Source organism: Pseudomonas sp. NPDC089734, assembly GCF_044748865.1.
Lineage (GTDB): Bacteria > Pseudomonadota > Gammaproteobacteria > Pseudomonadales > Pseudomonadaceae > Aquipseudomonas.
Genome location: NZ_JBIVGV010000011.1, coordinates 27,543 through 52,634 on the forward strand (window position 1 = coordinate 27,543; position 25,092 = coordinate 52,634).

Here is a 25,092-nt window from a genome sequence, read left to right on the forward strand (position 1 = left end):
AACCGTATCAGTGGTGACACAGTCTTCATTGAACGATCCGCCACGATATCAATTCGATCACTAGCTCGCGCTGTAGATCGAGTAAGGAGGGAATAATGGCCGACCGGCATTCGATTCGGGTTGAAAAATCCACCGGCGCCCGAGACTACAGCGTCGAGTTTCAGACCGAAGATAAATATGCGGACAAATGGAAAAACGTACTTCGCTCGGCGCACCTAAACAAACTCCCGGTTTCGTGTCAGTGCGCGGGCCTAGGCCCGCGGCGGTTTGCTGTTAGGTATATGTCAGGCAGCGATAGCTATCACTTGGCCAGATTTCCCGATTCAGGGGAAGAACACGCACTCAATTGCGTGTACCAGTCGATGAAATCTAACAAAACAGGTCTCCAAGGGTATAGTAAGGGCGTGGTCGAGGAGACCGGCGATGGTGACCTTCGAATAAAACTCACGTTGTCACTGCGCAAGCAAGAGGCTGCTGACTCAGGTGAACCTCGTGCTGAGCGCAGCTACTCGCCAAGCGTATATGCAAAGAAGCCAGCCATGACGTTGCTTGGATTGCTGCACCTGTTATGGACAGAGGCAAATTTGAATTCGTGGTGGCCAAGCTTGGCTGGAAGACGTGATATGTTCGTTGTTCATCTCAGGCTTATCCAGGCCGCAAGCAGAATAACCACGAACCGCCTTCGGCTTGATGATGCGCTCGTGGTTGCTGCCCCCACATCAGGCGGGGCTCAACAGAGGGCAAACGAGGTCAAGGTTGCCAGCGCGATACGCAACAGCCGCCGTCTTCTAGTAATCGCACCGCTGGCTGCTCACACTAAGGAACGTGCCGCAGGAACCTCCGGCTTCCTTGCTATCAAAGGGTTCCATGGCGTCCCCAAGCTGTCCCTTGATCAAGAAACATGGGCCGCTGTCTGTAAGCGTTTCCCCCGCGAGCTCATAGCTTGGGCTCACGGCAAGCGGATTGTGGCCATCGTTCAGACAGACAAACCGGAAAGTGCATCTGCAGCACAAGCGCTCAATATCGCCCTCATGCACGTGAGCGAAGAATGGGTGCCGGTCGATTCGTTATACGAAAGCACAATTGAGGCGAAGCTACGAGCGGAGAACAGGCATTTCAACAAACCTCTGAGGTTTGACGCCGAGGAAGACTCTGTTTTCCCCGATTTTTGGCTGCTTGATCTACCCAGTAACCGAGAGCTACCTATGGAAGTCTATGGCCTCAGCGACAAGAAGTATCTGGAGCGGAAAGCCGAAAAAACTCTGCACTACGCCAAGGAATACGGTACTCAAGGCTGGTGGCAATGGGACGCGGCAAAAGATCCGGAAGGCTTGGCAATCGATCCTTTTCCAGTGCCTAAACCATAAGCAGTGCCAAAGCTGATTGTTTTGTACGGCAAAACCCTCTGGAAACGCTTTGAATGTAGCGTTTATGGAGCGCTTACAAATAAAGTGACTCTAATCAATGCTTCTACGTATTCAGCTCGATGAAGCAATATGCTCCTTTATCGAACGAAGCGGCATTGGCTCGAGCTGAGTAAGGCCGCTATCAAGCACGAGAAACACCTTTAGCGCGTATAGGCGTTCTAGTTGGACTCGAAACTCTGTATTCTCGATATCCTTGGCGTGCTGAGTCGGAATGAAGTTTACGGCTATGAAGTAGAGCTCAGGTATTTGTTAATGAAAGTGATCAATTCCTACCGTGCAGAAGGATGTCTGTGTGGAGTCAAACGCTACGACTTTTAGGAATGATCAAGACTTCCTGCCCGAGGATCATCTCCTGCCCTTTAGGGTAGTTCGTGTTAGTTGCCTTGCAATGAATATGAAATTTCGCTCGGCCGGCATAACCGTCATTCACAATCTCAATGCGCAGCGTCTCTTTTTCACCGGCCTTGATCGTCGCATGCGCGGCGGTTGTATTAATTTTTAGCGGGTGTTCAAGGTCATGAAGCACTAGTAATCCGTCATAGTGAATTGCTACATCAACGGGGACCTCACCTGCGTTTCTAATTTCGAGCTCTGTTAGGTGCCCACCATAATTCCACGCCCCCAGCCGGCAATCATACTTCAGAGAAATTGTATATTTCGTATCATGACTTTTTATCGTTTGGGCAAGAGCTTTAGTCGAGTTCGACGCAGACTTCTTTGTCCATCGGTAAGCCATAAAAGCGATTAAAGCGATTACAACGGGTACGTAAGGAAGATAACTGTTTAGACTCATATTGCGGTCTCGATGAGCATATGTATGGAAATTTTACCCTCATCAGAAGGGCGATTAAGGATACCAGCCGGCTTTTGTGGCGTGTACAGAATTGTTCTATATCAAGATTCATCTCGCTGTAGCCGCTGAAGCAAGATTGCCTCGCTTGCTGCGTTTCACTGACCCAGGATTTTTTACGTGAATTATTACCGACGCTCGCGATGGCAGCTTCGCACCCATCCTGATCCCGAAGCATAAACGCCGTTTCACTGGCTTTGATGACAAGATCATTGCCATGTACGCCCGCGGTATGACCGTACGTGAGATCCGCGCGTTCCTGTCCGAGCAGTATGGAAGCGATGTGTCGCATGATTTCATCAGTTCAGTAACCGATGCGGTTTTGGAGGAGATTGGCACATGGCAGCAACGCCCCCTGGAGCCTATGTACCCGGTCATTTTCTTCGATGCACTACGGGTTAAAATTCGCGACGAGGGTTTGGTGTGCAACAAAGCGATCTATCTGGCACTGGGCGTATTACTGGATGGCACGCGCGACATAAAAAGCGAACTATATTCCTCGCTCCACTCCTCTCGAAGATCTCAAAATGACATCATCCAGTGCAGCACAATCTTCTGTTCAGGCTTTGATTCCATTTACAGGCTTTTACACGCTGGACCCTGAAATCGGTTCATTCGTTATGGTGGGTACGGATCAGGTCACTTCAGGTGCTTCCACCACCTATACGGCGAAGATCACCGTGTCCAAGGATGGCCAGACATCGGAACAGTTTTCCCTGGGCGATAACTGCACGTTCAGTGATAACACGCTGGTCATTTCGGCCACTGTTCCCGGTGGCACCAGTGCGAAGCTTGTCTTCGATAACTCGAAAGGCATCAGTTCTGTAACCGGTACGATCAGTAATGAAGGGTCTGTATCGATGAGTGTTTCAGGCACGTCGCCTTTCGCGCCGATTGATCTCGCGCTGTGGAGCGGCACTTACTATACCCAGGGGCCGGTAGAGAATAAGGTCTACCCTTACACCGCAATGCTGAAGATCAATTCAGATGGCACGGTCTATTTTGCTGCCGATGGCAAGAACCTGACTCCGGTCCAGAACTATTCGTATGACTACGCCATGTTTGTCATCGCCTTGGTTCTTGACTCCGGGTTGCGCCTTTTTGAAATGGGAACCGCTTCTGGGTGGGGACGTGTAGCCGGTAGCGCGGAAAATGGTCAGATGCTGGTCAGCATCAGGCTTCAAGAGCCAGCACCGAACCTATAAGGTTACGCATCAAGGTCGCCTTTCTGACTCGTGCGAGATCAGTCGGGAGGGCGTCTTCCATCCTGCGCAAATCAAGGAGATGAAGTACGGATGAGTAACCGAATCCTTGGCACGCTCGTGTGTGCGATGGCCCTGCAGATCACCACGGTCAATGCCTCTGAGCCTCCCGCCAATGAGACCCCGGCTGTTCAGCACATTACCCGGGCTGGCGAGCAGGCTTCGATAGCGGGTTCCGAACAGGTTTTCACCGGCAAGGCGCGGATTGATCCGATCTGGTCGGCCGACAAGAACATCAATGCCTCCGCAGCCATGGTCACGTTCGAGCCAGGGGCCCGTTCAGCCTGGCATACGCATCCTGCGGGGCAGCGGCTCATCGTCACTTCGGGCGTCGGGCTGACTCAAGAGTGGGGTGGCCCTGTACAGGTGATCCGGCCCGGTGATGTGATCTGGTGCCCTCCGGGCGTCAAACACTGGCACGGCGCAACACCTGAAACAGCCATGACGCACATGGCCATCACCGGCATGCTCGATGGCAAGAATGTGAGCTGGATGGAGAAGGTGAGCGATGAGCAGTACCGTGACCCGCGCAAGCCATAAGGCAGGGGTTGCAGTTCTACCCTTGATACCGCAACGCGTCGACCACCAGTGAAAAGGCCTGCGAAGAGTATTGGCGGTTCGGGTAGTAGAGGTGATAACCGGTACATGCCGGGCACCAGTCTTCCAGTACGTTGACGAGCTTTCCTGCGTCAATCAATGGCCTGACCTGATCTTCCGGCAGGTAGGCCAGCCCGAGCCCGTCCAGGACGGCGTTCAACCGCAGGGCAATGCTGTTGAAGGTCAACTGCCCTTCGACACGGACCTTGACCTCATTCCCGTCTTTCAAGAAATCCCACACAAAAATCTCTCCATGGGTGGGAAAGCGGATATTGATGCAGTTATGCACAGCCAGATCCTGCGGGATGTGGGGCTGTGGATATCTTGCGAAATAAGCGGGAGAGCCTACGACCAGCCAGCGCAAGTCGGGGCTGATTCTGACGGCAATCATGTCCTTGGCGACCTTGTCGCCGAGGCGGACACCAATGTCATAACGATCGGCAACGATATCGACCAGTCCTGAGTCGATGCTCACCTCGACGTTGATCAGAGGGTATTGAGGCAGAAGTCTTGTCAGGGCGGGGGCGATGAACGCAAGCGATGCGTGTTCGCTGGCCGTGATGCGGACAGTGCCCACCGGCTTTTCACGGTCTTCGGTCAGGATGGCCAGTTCGGCCTCGATTTCCTCGAAGCGAGGCTTGACCATTTGCAGCAGCCGCTCGCCAGCTTGTGTCGGTGCAACGCTGCGGGTCGTGCGGGTCAACAGACGCAGGCCAAGCCGCGATTCAAGGTTGCGGATGGTATGGCTGAGCGCTGATTGGGACACCCCCAGTCTTGCGGCCGCCTTGGTGAAGCTGCGCTCGGTTGCCACAACGGTAAAGGCAGAAAGGTCGTTGAAGCTTTCCGGTGGCATTCAGTATTCCTTCCAGTCGGGAACGCAAAGAGGGGATGAGTCGCCGTGGATCGCCTCAGGTGGTGCGAAGGTAAACCAGTGGGTTCGACAGCACTATGTCATCTGAATGCATACAGATATGAATTAAGCTCATTAAAGCGGTATAGGCCTGTAAATCCAGAAGTCTTGTCGAGACTGGACAGGCCAATTTCCTCCTTCACTTGACTCGGTTATATTCGACACAAATGCCATCATCTCTCACACAAGATATGACCTCATGATCAAAGCCAGTCTTCGTAGCCACCTGACCTTATGGTGTGCAGGCTTGTCGCTGTTCACACTCATGAGTGTGGGCTTTTATGTGGGGCATATCGCCACCGAACAGATGAAGCAGGCGAGTGCCAACACGTTGTTGAGTACGGCCAAGTCGGCTGCGACCTTGTTGGGTGCCCAGCTTTATGAGCGGCAGCTTGAAATGCACCTGCTCAGCCAGGAATCCCACTTGATGAGCGGCAATCTGGACGACCCGGCCATCCTGCGGTCGATGGAGCTGCGCAGCCAGTCCCATTCCGAGTACGCCTGGATGGGGGTGGCCGACACGGAGGGGCGCGTGCGGCAGGCGGTGAAAGGCTTGCTGGTCCATCAATCGGTCAAGGAGCGCCCCTGGTTCAAGGCGGGGCTGGAAGGTTCCTACACCGGCGATCCACATGAGGCCGTCCTGCTGGCCAAGCTGCTGCCCAACCCCAGTGGCGAGCCTGTGCGTTTCATCGATTTCGCTTCACCCATCCGCAATGCCGACGGCAAGGTGGTGGGTGTACTGAGCGCCCATGCGCACTGGAGCTGGATGGCCAGGATTGTCGAAGCGGCAGTCTTGCGCGAAGGCATGCTGACGGACACACAGGTTCTGATTGTCGATCATGCGGGTGATGTTCTTTATCCACAGCAGCGTCTCGGGGAAAAACACCCCGAACTGCTTAAGTCTTCCGAGCCGGGCTGGTTCGTGGGCGACGACTTCCTGACCAGTGTGGTAAGGGTGCCGACCCCGACGATTTCAGGGCTGGCCTGGTATGTTGCGGTTCGCCAGCCACTGGATCAGGCGCTTCAACCGGCCCATAGCCTGTTTTACCGATTGCTGGGGCTGGGCTTCATTGCCGCACTGGCATTTGGACTGGCGGCCTATTACCTGGCGCTGTACCTCAGCCGTCCGATCGAAGAGTTGGCAAAGTCGGCCAGACAGGTCCAGGAGCAGAAGCCGGACGTGAGTTTCCCCCTCAGCCATTCCGTGCTGGAAATTGCCCAGTTGGGTCAGTCGATCCAGAACATGACGCAATCCCTTTTGGGCAAGGAGCGCGAGTTGCAGGATGCCAACAGCTCGCTGGAAGTCACGGTGGCGCAGCGTACGGCGGCGCTGACGGAGGCCAATGCCGAGCTGCTGAAACTGGCGACTCACGATGCCTTGACGGGTGTGTATAACCGCCGCCTGTTCGATGAAAAACTGATCGAATGCAGCCAGCGCTTTGAGCTGACAGGCCATCCGTTTGCCTTACTGTTCATCGACGCCGACCATTTCAAACGGATAAATGACACCTATGGCCATGCCATTGGTGATGAAGTGCTCTACCAACTGGCCCAAATCATTCAGAAGAACACCCGTTCCACGGACTTCGTTGCCCGTTACGGCGGTGAAGAGTTTGCGGTGCTGTTACCGGAGTTCGACAACCTGCAAAACCCGGAAATCGTTGCAGAGAAGATCCGGGCGGCCATCGCCGATGCAACCTTTGCCCTGGTCGGGCAGGTCACCGTCAGTATTGGCATCGGCCTGTCCGAATCGACGGATGCCAATACCACAGCGCTTATCAAGCGCGCCGATCAGCAGCTCTATCACGCGAAGTCGTCCGGGAGAAACCGGGTGGCCTGCAATGTGAGTACAGACAGCGCAGAGTTATCCACATGAACCCGCACTCCGGACGCTAGCGCTCTAGCACCAGTTCCACACGTCTGTTGCTCGCACGGCCTTGAGTTGTGCTGTTATCGCCCAGGGGCTGTGTGTCGGCATAGCCCACGGCAGCGAGTCGTTTAGCCTCGATACCATTGCTCTGCAGGTAACGCACCACACTGCCGGCGCGGGCGCTGGAGAGTTCCCAGTTGGAAGGGAAGCGTGAGCTGCGGATATCCTGGGTATCGGTGTGCCCTGCAACGATGACCTTGTGCGGCACCCCTTCAAGCACAGGGATCAAGTGCTGCAAAACCTTCAGCCCACCGAGATTGAGGTCGGACTGGCCGGAGGGAAACAGGATCTCACTGTTGATACGGAAGCTGACGGTCCTTTCATTGGTGACCACCTCAATGTCGTCCCCCAGTTTTTCCAGAGGCAGTTCCTTGAGCAGGTCGTCGACACTGGGTTGAGTCGGCTCAGGTACGGGAGGAGGGGCGGCTGCAACTGTCGTCGGGGTATCGGGCGTCTGTGGCAATGGTGTAAGGGGTTGCACCGGGGTCAACGACGCAATGTCCGTGGTGGCGACAGGGGCCGAAACAGGTTCCAGGTCGACAATGGCCTGGGCCGACGGTACGAGCAACAGTGCTCCCGGTGGTGTGTGCGGCGCCACGTGCGCCAGGTCTTTTACGTTTGCCAGAGGTTTCAGGCTCGCTTCGGATTTCTGGTGGTGGCCATGACCCTTGCCTGCCATGGCCAGCATTGCCATGGTCACCACCAGCAACAGCGTCATCATGTCCAGGTACGTCATCATCCATGAGTCGCTTTCCTCTTCGCTCACGGAAGGAGCGCTGGCAGCGGCTGCGGCTGCACTTTTACGCTTGAGGCCACGCTGGGTCTGGCGTGCCTGCATCAGCTCGACCTCCAGGGCGCGCTGGCGGGCCAGCAAATGCTGATGGCTGGATGAGTCCTTGGCCGAGGCGTTGCTGTTGGGCTCCCTCATACTTTCGGTATGCCCCGCAGGGAGATCACCTTACGGCGTGGGCGCACGGGTTCGTCGCGCAGTTCGTTCCGGTGCTGGGCGACGAAGGATTTCAGGGTCTCGCGCATCAAGCCCGGGCTGCGCTTGTTGGACATCATGGAAATGCCTTGCAGGACCATGTTCATGAGCACGACGCGTTGCTCGGTTCGCCGTTCCAGTTTGACTGCGACAGGCTTGAACACCAGGTTGGCCAGCAGCACGCCATAAAGCGTCGTCATCAGGCCCACAGCCATCTGCCTGCCAATGGTGACCATGTCGCCATCACCCAGCACGAACATCAGGTTCACCAGCCCCACCAGCGTTCCCAACATGCCGAACGCCGGAGCGTAGCTGGCCATGACCCGGAATAACTGTGCTTCGGCCTGTTCCTTGGCGCGCAACCGGGAAATGCGCCATTGCAGCAACTCGACAATGTCGTCCTCGGGAGTCTTGTCGATCACCAGTTGTACGCCGGAACGCAGGAAGGGGTTCTTGACCCGGCTCAGTTCCTCTTCGACGGCCCGCAAATCCCCATCGACCCACAGGCGCGACAGGCTGACCAGCTCGTCGATGTCTTCCTGTGTGTACTCGCGTTCGTTGCGGATGACCGTCTTGATCAGGCTGAACACCCGCAGCACTTCGCTCAGTGGATAACTGATGAAGGTCGCGGCAAAGGTGCCGACGACGACAATGCCCAGGCTCGGAATATTGACGAACAGGTTGGGATCCTGTGCAGAGAACACCAATAGAACGGCCAGCAGGATAAGGCTGGCGAGCATACCTATGAGGGTTGAAGGGTTCATGCGGCACTCCTTGAAACAGCTCTCGACATCCACGTCCGTGACGGGGAGCGGTAGAGGCAAAAAAGGCTTTATAGCGTGGAGGGCCCTGTTTCAAATCCGCTAATACAGCCACTTTCCATGGCGAAATCTGCGTTACGGGATGACGGCGGGGAGGCGGAACAGGAGAAAAAACGGATTCAAAATTTTTTTTCCCTCTCGCTAAAGGTGGGTTATCGGAGCGCCGATGTTCGAAATGTCTGTACGGCAACGGCGCTGTAAGCAAGGGGCGCCGCATCTTCAATCTGTAATAGCGCCTCACCCACGAGAAGGAACTGCACAATGTCAGTAATTAATACCAACATCACCTCGATGATTGCTCAACAAAACCTGAGCTCTTCGGAAAGCAGCCTCAGCACCTCCATCGAGCGTCTGTCCTCTGGTCTGAAAATCAACAGCGCATCCGACGACGCTGCCGGCCAGGCCATTGCCAACCGCATGAGCTCCCAGATCACTGGTCTGGAACAGGCGAGCAGCAACGCCAGCGATGGTATCTCTCTGGCCCAGACCACTGAAGGTGCACTGGACCAGGTGAACGACAACCTGCAGCGTATTCGTGAACTGGCAGTACAGGCGGCCAACGGCACCAACTCCCAGTCCGACCTGCAATCGATCCAGGACGAGATCACCCAGCGTCTGGACGAGATCAACCGTATCGCTGAACAAACTTCGTTCAACGGCGTGGACGTACTGGCTTCCGACCAGACCATCACCATTCAGGTTGGCGCTAACGATGGCGAAACCATCTCCATCGAACTGAGCGAAATCAACGCTGAAACCCTGGGCCTGAGCGACTTTAACGTCAACGGTTACGACACCACGCTGACCGCGACCACGCTGTCTGACTCCGCAGGTACTGCGATCACCAGCACCAACACCAGCTATGTGGACAAGTCCGGTACCACCATCTCTGGCGGTACTCTGTCTGTTGACGCCGATGGCGACTACTTCCTGACCGTAGACGGTAAAACCTATGCAGCAGAGGTCACTCTGACTACAGACGGCACGACGACTACCGCCAGCATCAGCATCGATACTGACAACGCCGTCACCAAGAAGTCGACCAACACCCTGACGACTCTCGACAGCGCACTGAACACTGTCGACTCCATGCGTTCGGACCTCGGTGCGGTGCAGAACCGTTTTGACTCGGCGATCACCAACATCTCCACAACGACCACTAACCTGACCTCGGCACGTTCGGGTATCCAGGACGTGGACTACGCCACTGAAGTATCGGCGATGACCAGCGCCCAGATCCTTCAGCAAGCAGGTACTTCGGTATTGGCACAAGCCAACTCCATGCCTGAGCAAATGCTGTCCCTGCTGCAGTAATCACGACAGCAGGCAGTACAGGAAGGGGGCCAGCGCACGCTGTGCCTCCTTTTTTATTTCCGTTCAATACCCCGTAAACCCGTGGCTCCCGCCAGCTTATTCGGGCTTTGTCACGACCGGTGCCGAGATAGCATTCGACGCTGGATTCTTTCTTCTCAAGGCCGCCTTCTCCATGTCCAAGCCCGCCAGATCGCACAAGAAAAACGCCACGCCACCGTCAGGCCGCACCGCCGATACACGCGGGCTGGCTCAGGCTCGACAGGTTTGCCAGCAGCGTCCTCGCGACCCGCAGGCGTGGCGCGATCTGGGCAATCTGGAACTCAAGGATGAACCCGAAAAGGCCCTGGCCAGCTATGAACGAGCCTTGAGCCTGACGCCCGACGATGCCCTGACCATGGAGCTGGTGGCGCGAGCCGCACAAAAGCTCGGTCAGGCCGAGCGGGCGGAAGAACTGGCCATCAAGGCCTTGGGAATAGACCCCGGTTTTTCACCGGCTCATCATCGACTGGCCACGCTCTATTTCGAGAAAGGGCAGTTTCCCAAGGCGTTGAAACATATCGAGCAGGCGCTGGAGGTCACTCCCGAGGACTTTCGCCTGCTGTCCCGAAAGGGCCTGATCCTCAACCGACTGGATCGCCATGGCGAAGCCATTGCCGTGTTCGAGCAGTTGATCAAGCGTGAGCCGGGCGACTACAGCCACTGGAACAACCTGGCCAACCTGTACAAGGACATCGGCCAGTTGAAGAAGGCCGACGAGCATTATCAGAAGGCCGTATCGCTGGCCAGGCGCAAGGATGTGCTGCCGTACTCCAACCGGCTGACATCGCTGCACTACGACCCGGAGCGCAGTCGCGAATACATCTTCGAGGTCTGCAAGGAATGGCAGTCGCGCTTCGGCCCCAAAGTCGTTCCCCCACGGCCCGACTTGCAGGATCGAGCGCCTGATCGCTGCCTGCGTATCGGGCTGGTTTCCGACGGTCTGCGCCAGCACCCTGTGGGTAACATGATTGTCGGTGTGCTGGAAAAGCTGCCGCGTCATCAGTTCGAGCTGTTCGCCTACAGCACCAGCCAGGTGTCCGATCACCTGACCCGCCGCATTCGTGCAACGGCTCATCAATGGCTGGCGATCAAGCACATGGACGAACAGACACTCGCCCAGCGTATTCGCGATGACCGGATCGATATCCTGATCGACCTCTGCGGCCACAACGCTGGCAACCGCATGGGCACCATGGCCTTGCAGCCTGCGCCGCTGTTGGTCAAATGGGTCGGTGGCCTGATCAACACCATGGGCCTGGACGCGATCGACTACCTGCTCAGCGACAGCATCGAATCGCCCGACGGCGAGGATGCGTTCTACACCGAAAAACTCATTCGGCTGCCCGACGATTACATCTGTTACGACCCGCCGCCCTATACGCCGGACATCAAGCCACTGCCCGCGTTGGAAAACGGCTTCATCACGTACGGATGCTTCAACAACCCGACCAAGATCAACGATTTCCTGCTCGGCCAGTGGGCTGAGCTGTTGCTGGCGACACCCGATTCGCGCCTGTTGCTCAAGGGCGGCTCATTCAGCAATGGCGAATTACGCGAGCACGTGCTCGACGTCATGGAGAGCCGGGGCGTCGCCCGTGATCGGGTGATCGTGGAAGGGCCGATCGGTCATAAATACCTGCTCGAAACCTACAACCGCATCGATATCGCCCTCGATCCATGGCCGTATTCCGGCGGCCTGACCACCTGTGAAGCCTTGCTGATGGGCGTTCCGGTCATCACCTTGCCCGGCCCGACCTTCGCCGGTCGCCATTCGGCCACCCACTTGGTCAATGCCGGTCTGCCTGAACTGGTGGTCAACAGTTGGGACGAGTACCGCGAGCGTGCCATTGGCCTGGGCAAGGATCTGAAAAGCCTGGCCAGCATCCGTAGCCATCTGCGCGATGTGCTCATGCGCTCGCCGGTGTGTGACAGCGGTCGTTTTGCCGAGCACTTCAGCACGGCCATGCGCGCCATCTGGCAGCGCTATTGCGAAGCGAAGCCTGCTGCCGCCCTGACTCTCAACAAGGAAGGGCAGGCCTGGTTCCTGGGCGACGATCAGCCTGTGGATATCTTGCATCCCGCCGCGCCAGCCAAGGAGGAAAGCTTCAGCTTCCAGTTTCAGGGCAAGGTCATCACCCTGGACCATGGGGCCACGCTGGTGGGCTCGGCGCAATTCGTCGAGCTGCAAAAACTGGGGGCCTTCTCGACGATTGCATTCGATCCGGCCAGCCGTGTGGATAACGCCAAACAACTGGGGCAACTGGGCGAGCTGCATCACTATCCCCATGCGGCACTGGGCAATGGTCAGCCCGCAACGCTGTATGCCTGCCTCGACCCGGCACTGACTGCCACGCTGGAGCCTTTGGCCGGGCAGGACCCGACCGCTTCGAGTGTGCTGGCCAGACTGCCCGTGCCGACCCTGAAACTGGACAACATCAATGGCCTGCCGTCCGTTGACTGGCTGGTGCTGGACAACCTGAACGACAGCCTGGCGGTACTGGAACACGGTCAGAGAACCCTGAGCGATACGTTGCTGGTTCAGGCCCGTATCAACTTCGCTCCGACCCATGGCCAGCAGCCGGATCTTGGGCTGATCACCCAGAGCCTCACCCGTCTGGGCTTCAGTTTTTACCGGTTGAACAAGCTGCAACACATTAGCCATCTGCCACAGGGAGACAGCCTCGTTCAGTTGCGGGCCTCGCATCTGGTGAGTGCCGATGCCCTGTTTCTGCCCAACGCCTCCCGGTTGGCGGCGCTGTCGGACAATCAGCGCCTGAAACTGGCGTTCCTGCTGCACACGGTTTACGGCGCACACGATGTCGCTACGCAACTCATCACGACGCTGAACGGTGACCTGGGTGCCCGTTACCTCAAGCATTGCCAGGCAGAGACGCCTGCCCAGATGGCATCGGCCTCAAGCCTGCTCCAGGCCCCGGCGGCCCGCAACGATGAACATCAGCCCGTGATCGCCCCGGCTCCCATGCAGGAACCCCAGGTGACGTTCCCTGAAGAGGTCGCGGTTTATCTCAGGCAGGTGTATTCGGACGCCTCCGTGATTCTGGAGTACGGCAGCGGTGGTTCGACCATGATCGCTGCCAGAATGCCGAACAAGAAGGTCATTTCGGTCGAGAACGACGCACAATGGGCCAGCGACATGCAGGCCTGGATTGCGGGGCATTCGTTTGCGTCGCGGCCTGTGATCTACCCGATCAATGTCGGTGAAACGGGGAAATGGGCACGTCCGAAGAATGCCCGGGCCTGGAAACGTTTCCACACCTATCCGTTGAAAGTGTGGGACGAGCCTTTCTTTGAGCAGCCGGATGTCATCCTGATTGACGGACGTTTCCGGATTGCCTGCTTCGTGACGGCTTATCTGCGGGCCACCAAACCGATGATCGTGCTGTTCGACGACTACCTGGATCGTCCGCACTATCACGTGGTCGAGCGGTTGGTGACGCCAACAGAGTTCATCGGGCGCATGGCACGCTTTGATCTACAGCCTCTTTCCGAAGTACCCCGGTCAGAACTGACCTGGCTGGTGGGGAGTTACAACGAAGTGGCTTATTCGGAATAAGCTTTCGCGAATGAATTCGCTCCTACTGTAGGAGCGAGTTCATTCGCGAATAACAACGTTTCAGGCCCTGCCAATCCCCGCATAGGTCAGCCCGGCATCGGCCAGTGCCTTGGGTTCATACAGGTTGCGGCCATCGATCACGACCGCGTATTTGAGTTGCTGTCTGAGCCAGGCGAAATCGACGCTGCGAAAGGCCTTCCATTCGGTGCAGATCACCAGGGCATCGGCCCCTTTGACGGCCTGAATACGGTCGCCAGCCAGTAACAGGTCGTCGCGCTCGCCGTAGATTCGACGGCATTCCTGCATGGCTTCCGGGTCGTAGGCCTGTACCCGGGCACCGGCTTCCCACAGCGACTCCATCAGGTTTCTGCTGGGCGCGGCACGCATGTCGTCAGTGTTGGGCTTGAACGCCAACCCCCAGACGGCAATGGTCTTGTCTGCCAACTGACCGTCCAGTGCCCGTTCAAGCTTCTTGAAGAGCGTGGTTTTCTGCCGCTGGTTGACGTCTTCCACGGCCTTGAGCAATTGAGGGGTGTAGCCGACCTCATGGGCCGTGCGGCTCAGGGCCTGAATATCCTTGGGAAAGCACGAGCCGCCATAGCCACACCCTGGATAGATGAAGTCATAGCCGATACGCGGGTCGCTGCCGATGCCATGGCGAACCTGCTCAATGTCCACATCGAGCCGCTCAGCCAGGTTGGCCATCTCGTTCATGAAGCTGATCTTGGTCGCCAGCATGGCATTGGCGGCGTACTTGGTCAGTTCGGCTGCCCGCAGGCTCATGAACATCAGCTTGTCATGATTGCGGTTGTAGGGCGCGTAGCATTCGCGCATGAGGGTTCTGACCTGCTCGGACTCCGTGCCGACGATGATGCGGGCACCCCGGGTGAAGTCTTCGATGGCGGCCCCTTCTTTCAGGAATTCGGGGTTGGAGCACACATCGAACGGCAGTTGCAGGTCGCGCCTGTCCAGCGCTGCGCGGATGGTGGCCTGCACTTTCTCGCCGGTGCCCACTGGCACGGTGGATTTGTCGACCACCACCTTGTAGCCCTGCATGTGCTGGCCAATGCCCTCGGCAACGGCCAGCACGTATTGCAGATCGGCGCTGCCGTCTTCGTCAGAAGGGGTGCCCACGGCAATGAACAACAGGTTGGCGAAGGTCACGGCTTCGGCGACATCGGTCGAGAAGATCAGGCGTTCGGCCTGAACGTTGGCACGAATCAACGTGCTCAGGCCGGGCTCATGGATCGGGGTTTCGCCTGATCGCAACAGCTCGATACGCTGCGGGTCGATGTCCATGCACATGACTTCATGGCCGACATCGGCCAGGCAGGCGCTTGCCACAAGACCGACATAACCTGAACCGAACACGCTGATTTTCATGAAGTTTACCGAAGTGATGTGCGCAGGTTGCTACTCGGCCATGCTGGTCCGCAGCCGGGCAATGGCCTGGCTGTGCAACTGGCAGGCCCGCGACTCGCTGACGCCCAGCACCATGCCGATTTCCCGCAGGTTGAGTTTTTCCTGGTAGCAGAGCGCGAGCAGCAAGCGTTCCCGTTCCGGAACGGCATCGATGGCCCGGATGAGGTGAAGGCGATTGCGGTCGTTGACCAGCTCTGCGAAGGGGGTGATGTGCTTGGAACTGATCGCGTCGATATGGTCTTCGCCCAGATCGTCGATCGGCAGCATCTGGCTGCCATTGGTGTCGTTGAGCACCTGATGGTATTCGTCGAGCGTCAGCCCCATGGCGGCCGCGATCTCGCGTTCCTTGGCCGGACGCCCGAGGCTTTGTTCCACACGGTGAATGGCATCTTCCAGCGCCCGCGCGTTACGTCGCACGCTGCGGGGCACCCAGTCGCGGGTGCGCAGCTCGTCGATCATTGCGCCGCGGATACGCTGTGACGCGAAGGTTCCGAAGGTGGCACCGACATCCACGTCATAGCGGGTCATGGCATCGAGCAGACCGATACTGCCGGCCTGAATCAAGTCATCCAGCTCAATATTGGCAGGCAATCGCGTTTTCAGACCTAATGCTTGCCGCCGGACCAAGGGCAGGTACTGCTTGAGCAATTCCTGCTGGTTCATCTTGCCCTGTGCCGTATACATCGTGCCCGCTCGGAGTGGTGAGGTCAGGATTATTACCGCTCCTCCGGGGCGATTAAGCGTGGAACAGCCATGTGCGACACGACATATTCCCCGTTTAACCCATCGGGAGCGAAGTCAGCGCGTCCATTCATCGACGACCAGCAACCGGATGCCCAGATAGTGCCGGGCAGCCTCGCGCAGGTTGTTGAGCAGGCCATCCTGTGACGCAAAGCCTTCATGCAGGGCCAGCAGGCAGTTCGGTCCTTTGTGTTCGCTGAACTGCCGCAGGGTTCTGAACGTCTGCCGAAAGGCGTCGGGATCGTTTTTTATCCACAGCCCCCAGCGCAGGTGTTGAAGGTTTTTGTCGCTCAACTTATCCACAGGCTGCACGTGCCAGCGGTCGGGATGGCCGATCCACTTGTGGCCCTGACGATGCCAGCGCTCCAGGGTTTGTCGGGCCTGTCCTGCCAGATGCGCGGAGCCGTACAGCATCAATGTGCGATCCGGCCGAGGTGTGGGCGTGGGTGTTTCGACCGGGTGATGAGTGCGGTTCTGTTCGGCCCAGCGCCGCAATCCTGCGGCCTGGTCCAGTTCGGGCCAACTGTCCGGGGTGTTCATGCGCAGACACTGTCTTGTGGGCTGTCCATGCGCATGAAGGTGTCACTGACCGTCAACAGATGCAGCAGGCCTTCGAGTATTCCCGAGGCATTGGCGGCCTGTTTCCTGGGCAGCAGCCCCAGCAATTGAGCCCTGGCCTGGAAGGCCCAGTCATCGTTGTCGTTGGTCAGTCGCATGGCCGTGGCCGCCAGTCCGGCGGCCAGGTACTGGCGCAGTTCGGCATGCTGGTGTGGCTGGATTTCAGCCAGCCATTTCCCGGCGCGGCTGGTCAGTGTGGCCAGTTCATCGTGGGTCAATTGCAGGGTGAGCGCGTGCGCCTGGCTATCCAGAGCCGATGCTCCTCCCGCCAGCCACCAGCGTTGCCCCAGAAGCTGACCGCCATGGCTGTCATGCAAGGTGCCGAACCAGGCTCGCAAGGGTTCCTGCTTCGCCCCGATGCGATTGACCGCCAGGTGACGAAGGCTCAGGCGCACGTTGCGAGCACGGTATCTCAGCTCACGGAAACCGAAGCCTTCGCTGTGTGCCACAAGCGAGTCGAGGCGCTGGCGCTCGCCCTGATGCATCACGCGCTGGCTGCCTTTGACGGCGCTGCACCATGACTGATCGGCCAGGCCCAGAGCATCGAGGGTCGTGGTGTCCGGGCAAGTTGTCCACAGGTGCCGATGCGCTGGCCAGCGCTTCTGGCACCAGTCCAGGCGTGGTTGGGCTCCGATCGGTAATCGATGGGCCAGCCAGGGGCGTACCTGCAACTGACCGAGGTTATCCACAGCCAGCAACGGCATGTTCCAGGTTGCGCCGGGCAAGGGGCGAGGTGCGCCCCACAGCAGCTGGCCGTCTGGCCTGGCGGGTGCGTCGAGCTCCTGAGCGTTCAGAAAGGCCGCCCAGTGCTGTTCTTGCAGGGCCTGTGGCATGCCCATCAATGGCCAGGCTTCGAGCAACGGGTCGAAGCCGACGATCTGCCGGGTCAGGTTGTCGCGCAGGCTGGCAATGACCCGGCTCTGGCCCAGCAAGCCGCGCACCAGGGCATCCAGCCGTTGGGCGGTAGAGGTTACCGGTCTGGCCGCAAACCGGGATGGAACAGAGGTATCCAGGGTCTGCTTCAGAAAGGACGAAGAGGCCGGCAGTTGCAGGTCTTCCGGCACCTGTTGCCCGGTGGACAGGTAATTCAGACGCAAGCCGTTCCGGATCACGGTATCCAGCGCGGGTCCCATGCGTGCGGCTTCGTCGCATTTGCTGATGATGCAGTCATCGAGGCTGCAACCGGCCTTGTGGGCGGCATCCCGATAGGTTCGCACCACTTCCTCAAGGGTATCGCCATGGCTGGCCGCATTGAGCACCAGCATCAGGCGCAAGGCCCGGCCGCTCGAGCCCAGCTGATTGATTTGCGTCACCAGACGTTGGTCGCGCTGGCTCATGCCCACGGTGTCGATGATGATCAGACGCTTGTGGATAAGTCCGGCCAGCAACTGATCGAGCGGGGCCGCAGGCGTCAGGGCGTGCAGTTCGACACCCAGCAGTTGTGCATAAATGCGCAATTGTTCGTGAGCACCGATACGAAAGCTGTCGGTCGTGACCAGCGCCACCTGGCTGGCCCCGTGGCGCATGACATAACGGGCAGCCAGCTTTGCAGTGGTGGTGGTTTTACCCACACCGGTGGGGCCGACCAGTGCAATGATGCGCGTGCTGTCGAACAGATCGGCTTCGTTGGCCAACTGGTTCAAATGGCTGTTCAATTTCTGCGACAACCAGGCCTGAAGCCGTGCCGGTGTGGCATCCAGCCCTTCAAGTTGCACAGGCAAAGTCCCCAGTATTTCTTCGCTCAGGTCTGGGCTGAAACCGGCATCGAGCAGCCATTTGAGCAAGGATGGGCGCTGGCCCTGGCCGCCGGTCGGACGTTCAGCCTGCCGGTCGATGAGCTGGCGCATGTCCTGAATTTCGTTGAGCAGGCGTTCGCTGAGCGCAGCGAAATCCATGGCCGGTGCGGGAACGGTGCCCGCTGACGGCGCATCGGCTATCGGGGTGATCGAATGGCTCGCTGTCTGGCTGGCGTACGCAGCGGCAGCATGGTGCGGGCTGACCGGTAACGGGCTGTCGTCTGCCTGGGCGAAGGTGTCCAGAGGAGAGGCGGTGGGTTCCGGAGAGGGCGGCTCATCGGCCAGGGCCATGATCTCGACGCCTTCGTCGGTCATGCGGCTCGACAGGATCAGGGCGTCCTCACCCAGGACCATGCGCACCTGGTTCATGGCTTCGCGGCTGTTGGCACCGACAAATCGTTGAGCACTCATTTGGGTGTTCCTCCGATAACGTTAATCATGCGCAGCGTGCGGTCATCCGGCACTTCGCTCAGGGAGATCACCGTCAGGTGGCGCAGACGGCGACGAAGGAAGCGCGACAGCACCGGTCGCAGCTTGTTGGGCACGACCAGAACGGGCGGTTCGGTGTTCATTTCCTGACGTTTGAGGGCCAGTGTGGTCTGCTGCATCAGGTTGTCGGCCAGGCTGGGTTCCAGCGATCCGCCGTTGCCCACTGCCTGCATCAACACCTGCTCAAGGTTGAAGTCCAGCCCGATGACTTTCAGTTCCGGCTTGTTGGCGAACAGCTGGTTGACGATCGAGCGACCCAGGGCGACCCGAACGACCGCCGTCAGCTCCTGAATATCGGGCGGTTGCTGGGCTCCGCCATGCTCGGCCAGGGCATCGAGAATGGTGCGCATGTCGCGGATCGAAACGTTCTCTTCCAGCAGGTTTTGCAGCACCCGTTGCAGGATCGTCATGGGCACCATCTTGGGCACCACTTCGTCGATCAACCCTTTGCTGTCCGGCCCGAGTTTGTCCAGCAGCTTCTGGACTTCGCCACGCCCGAGCATGTCCTTGGCGTGCTGGTGCAGCAAATGGTTGAGGTGAGTGGCCGCTACGGTACTGGCATCGACAACGGTGTAGCCATAGATCTGCCCGTGCTCGCGCAGGCTCGACTCGATCCAGATGGCTGGCAGGCCGAAGGCCGGGTCAACCGCAGCTTCGCCTTCCAGCTTGCCCGTGACCTTTCCGGGATTGATGGCCAGCCATTTGCCGGGGAAGATTTCCCCGCGCCCGATCTCCACACCCTTGAGGCTGATGATGTAGGTGTTGGGCGACAGCTCCAGCTTGTCGCGCACATGGACCACGGGCGGCAGAAAGCCCACATCCTGGGCGAACTTCTTGCGCAGGCTTTTGATTCGGGTCACCAGCTCGCCTTGCTGGCGCGCATCGACCAGTTGGATCAGCCGATGGCCTACGCGCATGCTCAGGGTATCTACCAGTTGCACGTCATCCCAGGTGGCTTCGGTGCTTTGCGAGGCTGATTTCACCGGGGCGCTCTGGATCGAGTTTTCCACAGGCGTCGCTTCCTGCTGGGAGAACCACCAGCCCAGCCCGCCCAGCAAGGCGGTCAGCATCAGGAACACCACGTTAGGCATGCCGGGCACCATCCCGAGCAAGCCCATCACGCCGGCGGTCAGCATCAGGACTTTGGGGCGGCTGAAGAGCTGGCCCATCATCTGCTGGCCCACGTCTTCTTCGGTGTTGACCCGCGACACCGTGACACCGGCGGCAATGGAAATGACCAGGCCTGGAATCTGCGCGACCAGGCCGTCGCCAATGGTCAGCAGGGTGTAGGTGTGGGCGGCTTCGGCGAAGGCCATATCGTGTTGCAGCATGCCGATGGCCAGGCCGCCGATGATGCAGACGCCCATGATGACCAGGCCTGCAATGGCGTCGCCGCGCACGAATTTGCTCGCACCGTCCATGGAACCGAAGAAGTCGGCTTCCTGTGCCACTTCCTTGCGGCGTTTGCGGGCTTCCGGCTCCCCGATCAGGCCTGCGTTCAGGTCGGCGTCGATGGCCATCTGCTTGCCGGGCATGGAGTCCAGCGTAAAGCGTGCGCCGACCTCTGCAATACGCCCCGCACCCTTGGTGATCACCATGAAGTTGATGGTGACCAGAATCAGGAACAGGGCCAGGCCCACGGCAAAGTTACCGCCCACCAGAAACTCGCCAAAGGCTTCGATGACCTTGCCCGCAGCGTCCGGACCGCTGTGGCCATCCATCAGGATCACCCGTGTCGACGCCACGTTGAGCGACAGGCGCAACAGGGTCGTGAACAGCAGAACGGACGGAAAGGCCGAGAAATCCAGGGGTTTCTCGGTGAGCATGCTCACCAGCAGCACCATGATCGCCAGCGCGATGTTGAAGGTGAACAGCAGGTCCAGGACAAAGGTCGGCAGCGGCAGGATCATCATCGACAGGATGAGGATGATCAGCACGGGCCCCGTCATGATCTTCAGGTCGGTTCTGGCCAGCCAGGAGTCAGGGCCGAGGAAATCGGTCATTCCTTTCATGGGTTCTGTTCATCCTCAGGTTTTGCATGACGCGGACCACGCTGATCCATGCCGGATGGCACGGACAGGTTCACCGGCGTCGGGGGAATATCGCCGCCATACTCGTTGACGCGCTTGAGGCGGATGGCCCAGGCCAGCACTTCAGCGACAACGGTGTACAGTTCGGCAGGAATTTCACGATCAAGATCGACGTGGAAGTACAGGGCGCGGGCCAGCGGTGGCGCTTCGAGCATGGGCAGGTTGTGCTCCATGCCGATTTCGCGAATGCGCAGTGCCACATCGTCGGCCCCTTTGGCCACCACCCTCGGCGCGCCGGTCTGCTCCCGCTGATAAGACAGGGCTACGGCGAAGTGGCTGGGGTTGGTGATGATGACGTCGGCCTTGGGCACCTTGCTCATCATCCGGCGTCGGGCGCGGGATTGTTGCAGTTGACGGATCCGGGCCTTGATATGCGGGTCGCCGTCGGAGTTCTTGTGTTCCTGGCGCAGTTCTTCCTTGGACATGCGCAGGTTCTTGGCGTAAGTCCATAACTGATAGGGCACGTCCATGCCGACCACGATGATCAGCGCAGCCACGCACATGACGCAGGCCTTGGCCGTCAACGCCATGACAGACGCCAGAGCCTGGGTCGCGGGCATGTACGGCAGGGACAGAAGCTCATCGATATGTGATTTGAGGAAGAGATAGGCCACCAGACCGATCAAGGAGGCCTTGGCGATAGCCTTGGCCAGCTCCACCAGCACTTGCACGGAAAACAGGCGCGCCAGCCCGCTGACCGGGTTGATCCTTGAGAATTTGGGGCGCACGGCGGCGAGTGTGATCACCAGCCCGCCCAGCAGTGCCGGAGCACCCAGCGCAGCCAGGGCCATCAGGGCGAAGAACGGTACCAGTGCGAAAAGGGCGGACTGGCTCAATGACCAGAGTGCGCTGAGCATGCGGGCCGTATCGAACAGTTGTGTGCGATCGAGCAGCAACGCCTGCTCCATGACTCGTCCGAGGCTGTCATAGAGTTTGCCGCCCATGAGCCACAACCCGCCGATGCCGGCCAGCAGCATGATGAATGTGTTCATTTCGCGAGAACGAACGACCTGGCCCTCTTCACGGGCCTTCTCTATTCGTCGCGGCGTCGCCGCTTCGGTCTTGTCCTCTCTGCTGGTCTCGGCCATGGCTCTCCAGGCGCCTGCGGCGACCCGCGCGACATGTCAAAGGCGGTATTGTGCGCAGCAGCAGAGAGCACTGATCGTGGAAACACGACTAACAATCGAGCGTTAATGTCGCGTTTGCTCCGTCGGCCTGCCTGAAGCGGCCTTTGCGGGCGGCATTGCGCTGTCCTCGGCGGTTCCATATTCGTCCTGAGAGAGGATTCTTTCCGCGACGCGGCTGTCCAGAACGATGATCTCGATACGCCGGTTGGCGGCATCGTAAGGACCTGCACCGTGGTAGCGGATGCGGTCGGACATGCCTGAGACACGCAGCAGCTTTTCCGATTCCAGACCACCGGCCACCAGTTCCTGGCGAGAGGCCTTGGCGCGGTCGGCGGACAGGTCCCAGTTGCTGTAGCCCGCTTCGCCACCGGGATAAGGGTGGCTGTCGGTGTGTCCGCTGATCTGGACGCGGTTGGGCAGTTCGTTGAGCACAGGCCCGAAGGTTCTCAGCAGTTTTCGCAGATGCGGCGCGACATTGGCGCTGCCCAGCTCGAACATCGGACGCTTGTCGGTATCGAGCAACTGCACGCGCAGGCCCTCCGGGCTCAGTTCTATGGCGATCTGCTGCTTGAGTTCCCGCAGTTGAGGGTCCCGATCGACGGCGCTTTCCAGGCGACGCTTGAGCGATTCCAGATGGCGACGTTCTTCGCTGGACAGGCGTTTGGGGCGCTGGTCCATGCGGGCGCGTTCACCTTCCGTAAAGCGCTGGTCCGGGCCGCCGCCGGGAATGGCGCTGGTGCTGGCGGAGTTACGATCACCTTTGCTCATGGCCACCAGCAAGGGGGTGCTGAAGTATTCGGCAATTGCGTCCTTGTCCTGCTTGCTGGCGTTGGACAGCACCCACAACACCAGAAACAGCGCCATGAGCGCGGTCATGAAGTCGGCGAAGGCGATTTTCCAGGCGCCGCCATGGTGTCCGTGTTTCGCCTTTTTCTTGCGCCGGATGATGATCTGTTGATCGCTCATGCTGATCAGGCCCCGGACTGGGCGGTGTTGGTTGCGTTGCCAGTGGCCGCATTATTGGTCGTGCCACCGCCCCGTACATAGCTTTCCAGCTCCAGCGCGCTGGGCCTTTCGCTGGCATGCAGGGCCTTGCGGCCGAATTCCACGGCCAGTTGTGGCGGCATCCCTTGCAGGCTGGCCAGCAGCGTGACCCGGATGCATTGCAGCATCTTGGTACATTCGGCGGCCTGACGGTCGATACGGCTGGCCAGTGGCGCGACCACGCCATAGGCCAGGTAAATGCCCAGGAAGGTACCGACCAGGGCGTGAGCGATCATCTGACCCATTTCTTCAGGGCCGACGCCTGACGCACTCAAGGCTTTGACCACACCCATGACGGCCGCTACGATACCGAACGCTGGCAAGCCATCGCTGACCTTGTACAACGCATCGGAAGGCAGGCTTGCTTCGTGCTCGAACTCTTCGATTTCATGAAGCATCAGTTCGTCGAGTTCATGGGGTTGCATCGAACTGCTGATCAGCAGGCGCAGGTAATCCGTGATGAAGTTGATGATCAGCGGATCGCTGGCGAGACGAGGGTACTGGCTGAACACCGGGCTTTGTGTCGGGTCGTCCACATCGCGCTCAAGGGCCATCATGCCTTCGCGACGGCCTTTGCTCAGCAGGTTGTACATCATGGCCATCAGCTCCATGTACAACGTCTTGTCGTACTGGGTGCTGCGCTTGAAGTGTGAGATGGCATTGAGCGTGGCCTTGATGGCCTTGCCATTGTTGGCGGCGATGAACGCGCCGATGGCGGCACCGCCAATCATCAGCAATTCGGTCGGTTGATACAGTGGGCCCAGACTGCCGCCTGACAGAACGAAGCCACCGAACACCGACAAGAGTACAACGATAAGTCCTAATGCGATGAGCACGGGTCGTTCCTTAAATTCAAGAAATAGGTGACCTGCTGGATATCGGCAGGGACCCGGAAAACTTGAATTTTTTGTTTGGAAAAACCGTGTTCGCGAATGAATTCGCTCCTACAGCGGGGTAGGGAGCGAATTCATTCGCGAAGATCAGGCTTTGCGTACAGGAGGCAGGGCCTGGAGGATCTGAGTATCGATCTCTCTGCGCTTCAGGGTCTTGCCGGCGCGCGAGGGCGGCTGGCAGATGCCGCAGACGTAGTTTTGTGCCGGAGCATGGGAGTGGGCGACGAATTCGCCTGAGCAGCACGAGCAGCGGATCAGCTCGAGCATGTCGCTTTCAAAGAAGCGCACGAGCGTCCAGGCACGGGTGAGCCCCAGCACCAGTTCGCCTTCCTGAGGGCCTACCTGTTCCAGGTAAAGGCGATAGGCTTTGACGAAGGCGTCGATCCGGTGCCCGCTGATGTCGATCATGCTGCGGTAGATACCGTAGAACAGGGACGAATGGATATTCGGCAGCCACGTCACGAACCAGTCGGTGGAGAAGGGAAGCATGCCCTTGGGTGGGGAAACGCCCCTGACTTCCTTGTACAGCCGGATCAGTCGGCCTCGGCTGAGCGAGGTTTCGGTTTCCAGCACCTGCAGCCGTGCACCCAGCTCGATCAATTCGATGGCCAGTTGCACTTGCTGCATTTCGGTGACCAGGCTTTTCTCTTGCATGGTTCAGCCTTCCCTGGTGCGAATATCGCCCGAGCGATCTGCGGAGGCCATCAGCAGCGCAGAATGAATTTCCACCATTCCCAGTTCGCGTGAGTTGCCCAGAATTCGGGTCAGGCGTTCCGTTTCCTCGAAGACGGGGCGGCAAATCAGCTGATTGACTCGTGCCAGCTGGGTCATTTGCTTGCTGCTTAACTTGATCAGCAAGTCCGCCATCTTTTCGCTTAATTTCAGGCGAAAAATGGCAACTTCCCGATCTTTACGCAGCAGGTTCTGAGCCAGGAGCAAGTACGAGAGATTCAGATCCTGAATATCTTCAAGCCCGGTGTTGGCATGTGGCAACTTTCTATCCTCCCATGGACACTACAGTTCGGACACGCCAAAAAAAGGGTGGCCGCCAGCAGACAGGTGCCGAACATCGACAAAAACTAAAGTTGTGTGCTTTTTCCCCGTAGGAAAAAGTCATGTCGTGTCTTTAATAGGGTTATTCACACGCTCGGCCTTCCACTTGC

Annotated in this window: 20 protein-coding genes and 1 pseudogene; 7 read left to right on the plus strand and 14 right to left on the minus strand. The window is 58.6% G+C overall.

Annotated features, from left to right (window positions below; all coding sequences use genetic code 11):
* The first annotated feature begins 95 nt into the window (after window positions 1–95).
* Window positions 96–1,367: a DUF1173 family protein gene (locus ACIPY9_RS15135; protein ID WP_400702617.1), complete on the plus strand. Its 1,272-nt coding sequence runs from the start codon at window positions 96–98 to the stop codon at window positions 1,365–1,367.
* Window positions 1,368–1,725: 358 nt separating this feature from the next.
* Here ACIPY9_RS15135 and ACIPY9_RS15140 read toward each other — a convergent pair whose 3' ends face one another.
* Window positions 1,726–2,220: a hypothetical protein gene (locus ACIPY9_RS15140; protein WP_400702620.1), complete on the minus strand. Its 495-nt coding sequence runs from the start codon at window positions 2,218–2,220 to the stop codon at window positions 1,726–1,728.
* 196 nt (window positions 2,221–2,416) lie between these two features.
* Between ACIPY9_RS15140 and ACIPY9_RS15145 the strand changes: the two are divergent.
* From ACIPY9_RS15145 to ACIPY9_RS15155, 3 genes and pseudogenes are all read left to right on the plus strand, one after another.
* Window positions 2,417–2,758 (plus strand): annotated as a pseudogene (locus tag ACIPY9_RS15145) (transposase); the annotation flags it as partial.
* A 46-nt stretch (window positions 2,759–2,804) separates the two neighbouring features.
* Window positions 2,805–3,482 (plus strand): hypothetical protein, encoded by a 678-nt coding sequence (locus ACIPY9_RS15150; RefSeq protein ID WP_400702623.1) that lies wholly within the window; start codon window positions 2,805–2,807, stop codon window positions 3,480–3,482.
* 90 nt (window positions 3,483–3,572) lie between these two features.
* Window positions 3,573–4,079 (plus strand): cupin domain-containing protein, encoded by a 507-nt coding sequence (locus tag ACIPY9_RS15155; protein WP_400702626.1) that lies wholly within the window; start codon window positions 3,573–3,575, stop codon window positions 4,077–4,079.
* A gap of 16 nt (window positions 4,080–4,095) precedes the next feature.
* Here ACIPY9_RS15155 and ACIPY9_RS15160 read toward each other — a convergent pair whose 3' ends face one another.
* Window positions 4,096–4,989, minus strand: coding sequence for a LysR family transcriptional regulator (locus ACIPY9_RS15160; protein WP_400702629.1), 894 nt, complete (start codon window positions 4,987–4,989; stop codon window positions 4,096–4,098).
* 256 nt (window positions 4,990–5,245) lie between these two features.
* On the opposite strand from ACIPY9_RS15160, the gene ACIPY9_RS15165 reads away from it, so the two are divergent.
* Window positions 5,246–6,922: a diguanylate cyclase gene (locus tag ACIPY9_RS15165; protein WP_400702632.1), complete on the plus strand. Its 1,677-nt coding sequence runs from the start codon at window positions 5,246–5,248 to the stop codon at window positions 6,920–6,922.
* A 16-nt stretch (window positions 6,923–6,938) separates the two neighbouring features.
* Here the strand turns inward: ACIPY9_RS15165 and ACIPY9_RS15170 are convergent, their stop codons facing one another.
* A complete protein-coding gene (locus tag ACIPY9_RS15170) occupies window positions 6,939–7,904 on the minus strand; it encodes an OmpA family protein (protein ID WP_400702635.1) in 966 nt (321 codons plus the stop codon).
* Window positions 7,901–8,725, minus strand: a complete 825-nt coding sequence (locus ACIPY9_RS15175) for a motility protein A (protein ID WP_400702638.1) — start codon at window positions 8,723–8,725, stop codon at window positions 7,901–7,903. The genes ACIPY9_RS15170 and ACIPY9_RS15175 overlap by 4 nt, the downstream gene beginning before the upstream one ends.
* A 318-nt stretch (window positions 8,726–9,043) precedes the next feature.
* Between ACIPY9_RS15175 and ACIPY9_RS15180 the strand changes: the two genes are divergently transcribed.
* Together ACIPY9_RS15180 and ACIPY9_RS15185 are read left to right on the plus strand one after the other, a co-directional pair.
* Window positions 9,044–10,096, plus strand: coding sequence for a flagellin (locus tag ACIPY9_RS15180; protein WP_400702641.1), 1,053 nt, complete (start codon window positions 9,044–9,046; stop codon window positions 10,094–10,096).
* A gap of 172 nt (window positions 10,097–10,268) precedes the next feature.
* Entirely contained in the window at window positions 10,269–13,709 is a 3,441-nt protein-coding gene (locus tag ACIPY9_RS15185) for a tetratricopeptide repeat protein (protein ID WP_400702644.1), read from the plus strand.
* A 60-nt stretch (window positions 13,710–13,769) separates the two neighbouring features.
* Here the strand turns inward: ACIPY9_RS15185 and ACIPY9_RS15190 are convergent, their stop codons facing one another.
* The 10 genes from ACIPY9_RS15190 to flhD all read right to left on the minus strand — a co-directional run bounded on the left by ACIPY9_RS15190 (window position 13,770) and on the right by flhD (window position 24,922).
* Window positions 13,770–15,092 carry a UDP-glucose dehydrogenase family protein gene (locus ACIPY9_RS15190; protein WP_400702647.1) on the minus strand — a complete coding sequence of 441 codons (1,323 nt, stop codon included), beginning with the start codon at window positions 15,090–15,092 and terminating at the stop codon, window positions 13,770–13,772.
* Between the two features lie 30 nt (window positions 15,093–15,122).
* The gene (locus tag ACIPY9_RS15195; RefSeq protein WP_400702650.1) at window positions 15,123–15,815 is read right to left on the minus strand and encodes an RNA polymerase sigma factor FliA; all 693 of its coding nucleotides are present in this window, start codon (window positions 15,813–15,815) and stop codon (window positions 15,123–15,125) included.
* Window positions 15,816–15,929: 114 nt separating this feature from the next.
* On the minus strand, window positions 15,930–16,412 hold the full coding sequence (locus tag ACIPY9_RS15200; RefSeq protein WP_400702653.1) for a hypothetical protein: 483 nt from the start codon (window positions 16,410–16,412) through the stop codon (window positions 15,930–15,932).
* Window positions 16,409–18,697 (minus strand): flagellar biosynthesis protein FlhF, encoded by a 2,289-nt coding sequence (gene flhF, locus ACIPY9_RS15205; protein ID WP_400702656.1) that lies wholly within the window; start codon window positions 18,695–18,697, stop codon window positions 16,409–16,411. The genes ACIPY9_RS15200 and flhF overlap by 4 nt, the downstream gene beginning before the upstream one ends.
* Window positions 18,694–20,787 (minus strand): flagellar biosynthesis protein FlhA, encoded by a 2,094-nt coding sequence (flhA, locus tag ACIPY9_RS15210; protein WP_400702659.1) that lies wholly within the window; start codon window positions 20,785–20,787, stop codon window positions 18,694–18,696. Before flhA ends, flhF begins: the two co-directional genes overlap by 4 nt.
* Window positions 20,784–21,953 carry a flagellar biosynthesis protein FlhB gene (gene flhB / locus ACIPY9_RS15215; RefSeq protein WP_400702662.1) on the minus strand — a complete coding sequence of 390 codons (1,170 nt, stop codon included), beginning with the start codon at window positions 21,951–21,953 and terminating at the stop codon, window positions 20,784–20,786. Before flhB ends, flhA begins: the two co-directional genes overlap by 4 nt.
* Before the next feature lie 102 nt (window positions 21,954–22,055).
* Window positions 22,056–22,958, minus strand: coding sequence for a flagellar motor protein MotB (gene motB, locus ACIPY9_RS15220; protein WP_400702665.1), 903 nt, complete (start codon window positions 22,956–22,958; stop codon window positions 22,056–22,058).
* A gap of 5 nt (window positions 22,959–22,963) precedes the next feature.
* Window positions 22,964–23,872, minus strand: coding sequence for a flagellar motor stator protein MotA (motA, locus tag ACIPY9_RS15225; RefSeq protein WP_400702668.1), 909 nt, complete (start codon window positions 23,870–23,872; stop codon window positions 22,964–22,966).
* Window positions 23,873–24,016: 144 nt separating this feature from the next.
* Window positions 24,017–24,583: a flagellar transcriptional regulator FlhC gene (gene flhC / locus ACIPY9_RS15230; RefSeq protein WP_400702671.1), complete on the minus strand. Its 567-nt coding sequence runs from the start codon at window positions 24,581–24,583 to the stop codon at window positions 24,017–24,019.
* Window positions 24,584–24,586: 3 nt separating this feature from the next.
* Window positions 24,587–24,922, minus strand: a complete 336-nt coding sequence (gene flhD, locus ACIPY9_RS15235; RefSeq protein ID WP_400702674.1) for a flagellar transcriptional regulator FlhD — start codon at window positions 24,920–24,922, stop codon at window positions 24,587–24,589.
* Between the last annotated feature and the right edge of the window lie 170 nt (window positions 24,923–25,092).

Bases quoted from the DNA above. Each gene is read 5' to 3' on its own strand.
- ACIPY9_RS15200 (WP_400702653.1), bottom strand. From the start codon at position 16,412: ATGAACACCCCGGACAGTTGGCCCGAACTGGACCAGGCCGCAGGATTG.
- ACIPY9_RS15185 (WP_400702644.1), top strand. From the start codon at position 10,269: ATGTCCAAGCCCGCCAGATCGCACAAGAAAAACGCCACGCCACCGTCA.
- ACIPY9_RS15170 (WP_400702635.1), bottom strand. From the start codon at position 7,904: ATGAGGGAGCCCAACAGCAACGCCTCGGCCAAGGACTCATCCAGCCAT.
- ACIPY9_RS15140 (WP_400702620.1), bottom strand. From the start codon at position 2,220: ATGAGTCTAAACAGTTATCTTCCTTACGTACCCGTTGTAATCGCTTTA.
- ACIPY9_RS15180 (WP_400702641.1), top strand. From the start codon at position 9,044: ATGTCAGTAATTAATACCAACATCACCTCGATGATTGCTCAACAAAAC.
- flhF (WP_400702656.1), bottom strand. From the start codon at position 18,697: ATGAGTGCTCAACGATTTGTCGGTGCCAACAGCCGCGAAGCCATGAAC.
- ACIPY9_RS15195 (WP_400702650.1), bottom strand. From the start codon at position 15,815: ATGTATACGGCACAGGGCAAGATGAACCAGCAGGAATTGCTCAAGCAG.
- ACIPY9_RS15175 (WP_400702638.1), bottom strand. From the start codon at position 8,725: ATGAACCCTTCAACCCTCATAGGTATGCTCGCCAGCCTTATCCTGCTG.
- flhA (WP_400702659.1), bottom strand. From the start codon at position 20,787: ATGAAAGGAATGACCGATTTCCTCGGCCCTGACTCCTGGCTGGCCAGA.
- motB (WP_400702665.1), bottom strand. From the start codon at position 22,958: ATGAGCGATCAACAGATCATCATCCGGCGCAAGAAAAAGGCGAAACAC.
- ACIPY9_RS15160 (WP_400702629.1), bottom strand. From the start codon at position 4,989: ATGCCACCGGAAAGCTTCAACGACCTTTCTGCCTTTACCGTTGTGGCA.
- ACIPY9_RS15165 (WP_400702632.1), top strand. From the start codon at position 5,246: ATGATCAAAGCCAGTCTTCGTAGCCACCTGACCTTATGGTGTGCAGGC.
- ACIPY9_RS15135 (WP_400702617.1), top strand. From the start codon at position 96: ATGGCCGACCGGCATTCGATTCGGGTTGAAAAATCCACCGGCGCCCGA.
- flhC (WP_400702671.1), bottom strand. From the start codon at position 24,583: ATGCAAGAGAAAAGCCTGGTCACCGAAATGCAGCAAGTGCAACTGGCC.
- flhB (WP_400702662.1), bottom strand. From the start codon at position 21,953: ATGGCCGAGACCAGCAGAGAGGACAAGACCGAAGCGGCGACGCCGCGA.
- ACIPY9_RS15150 (WP_400702623.1), top strand. From the start codon at position 2,805: ATGACATCATCCAGTGCAGCACAATCTTCTGTTCAGGCTTTGATTCCA.
- ACIPY9_RS15190 (WP_400702647.1), bottom strand. From the start codon at position 15,092: ATGAAAATCAGCGTGTTCGGTTCAGGTTATGTCGGTCTTGTGGCAAGC.
- ACIPY9_RS15155 (WP_400702626.1), top strand. From the start codon at position 3,573: ATGAGTAACCGAATCCTTGGCACGCTCGTGTGTGCGATGGCCCTGCAG.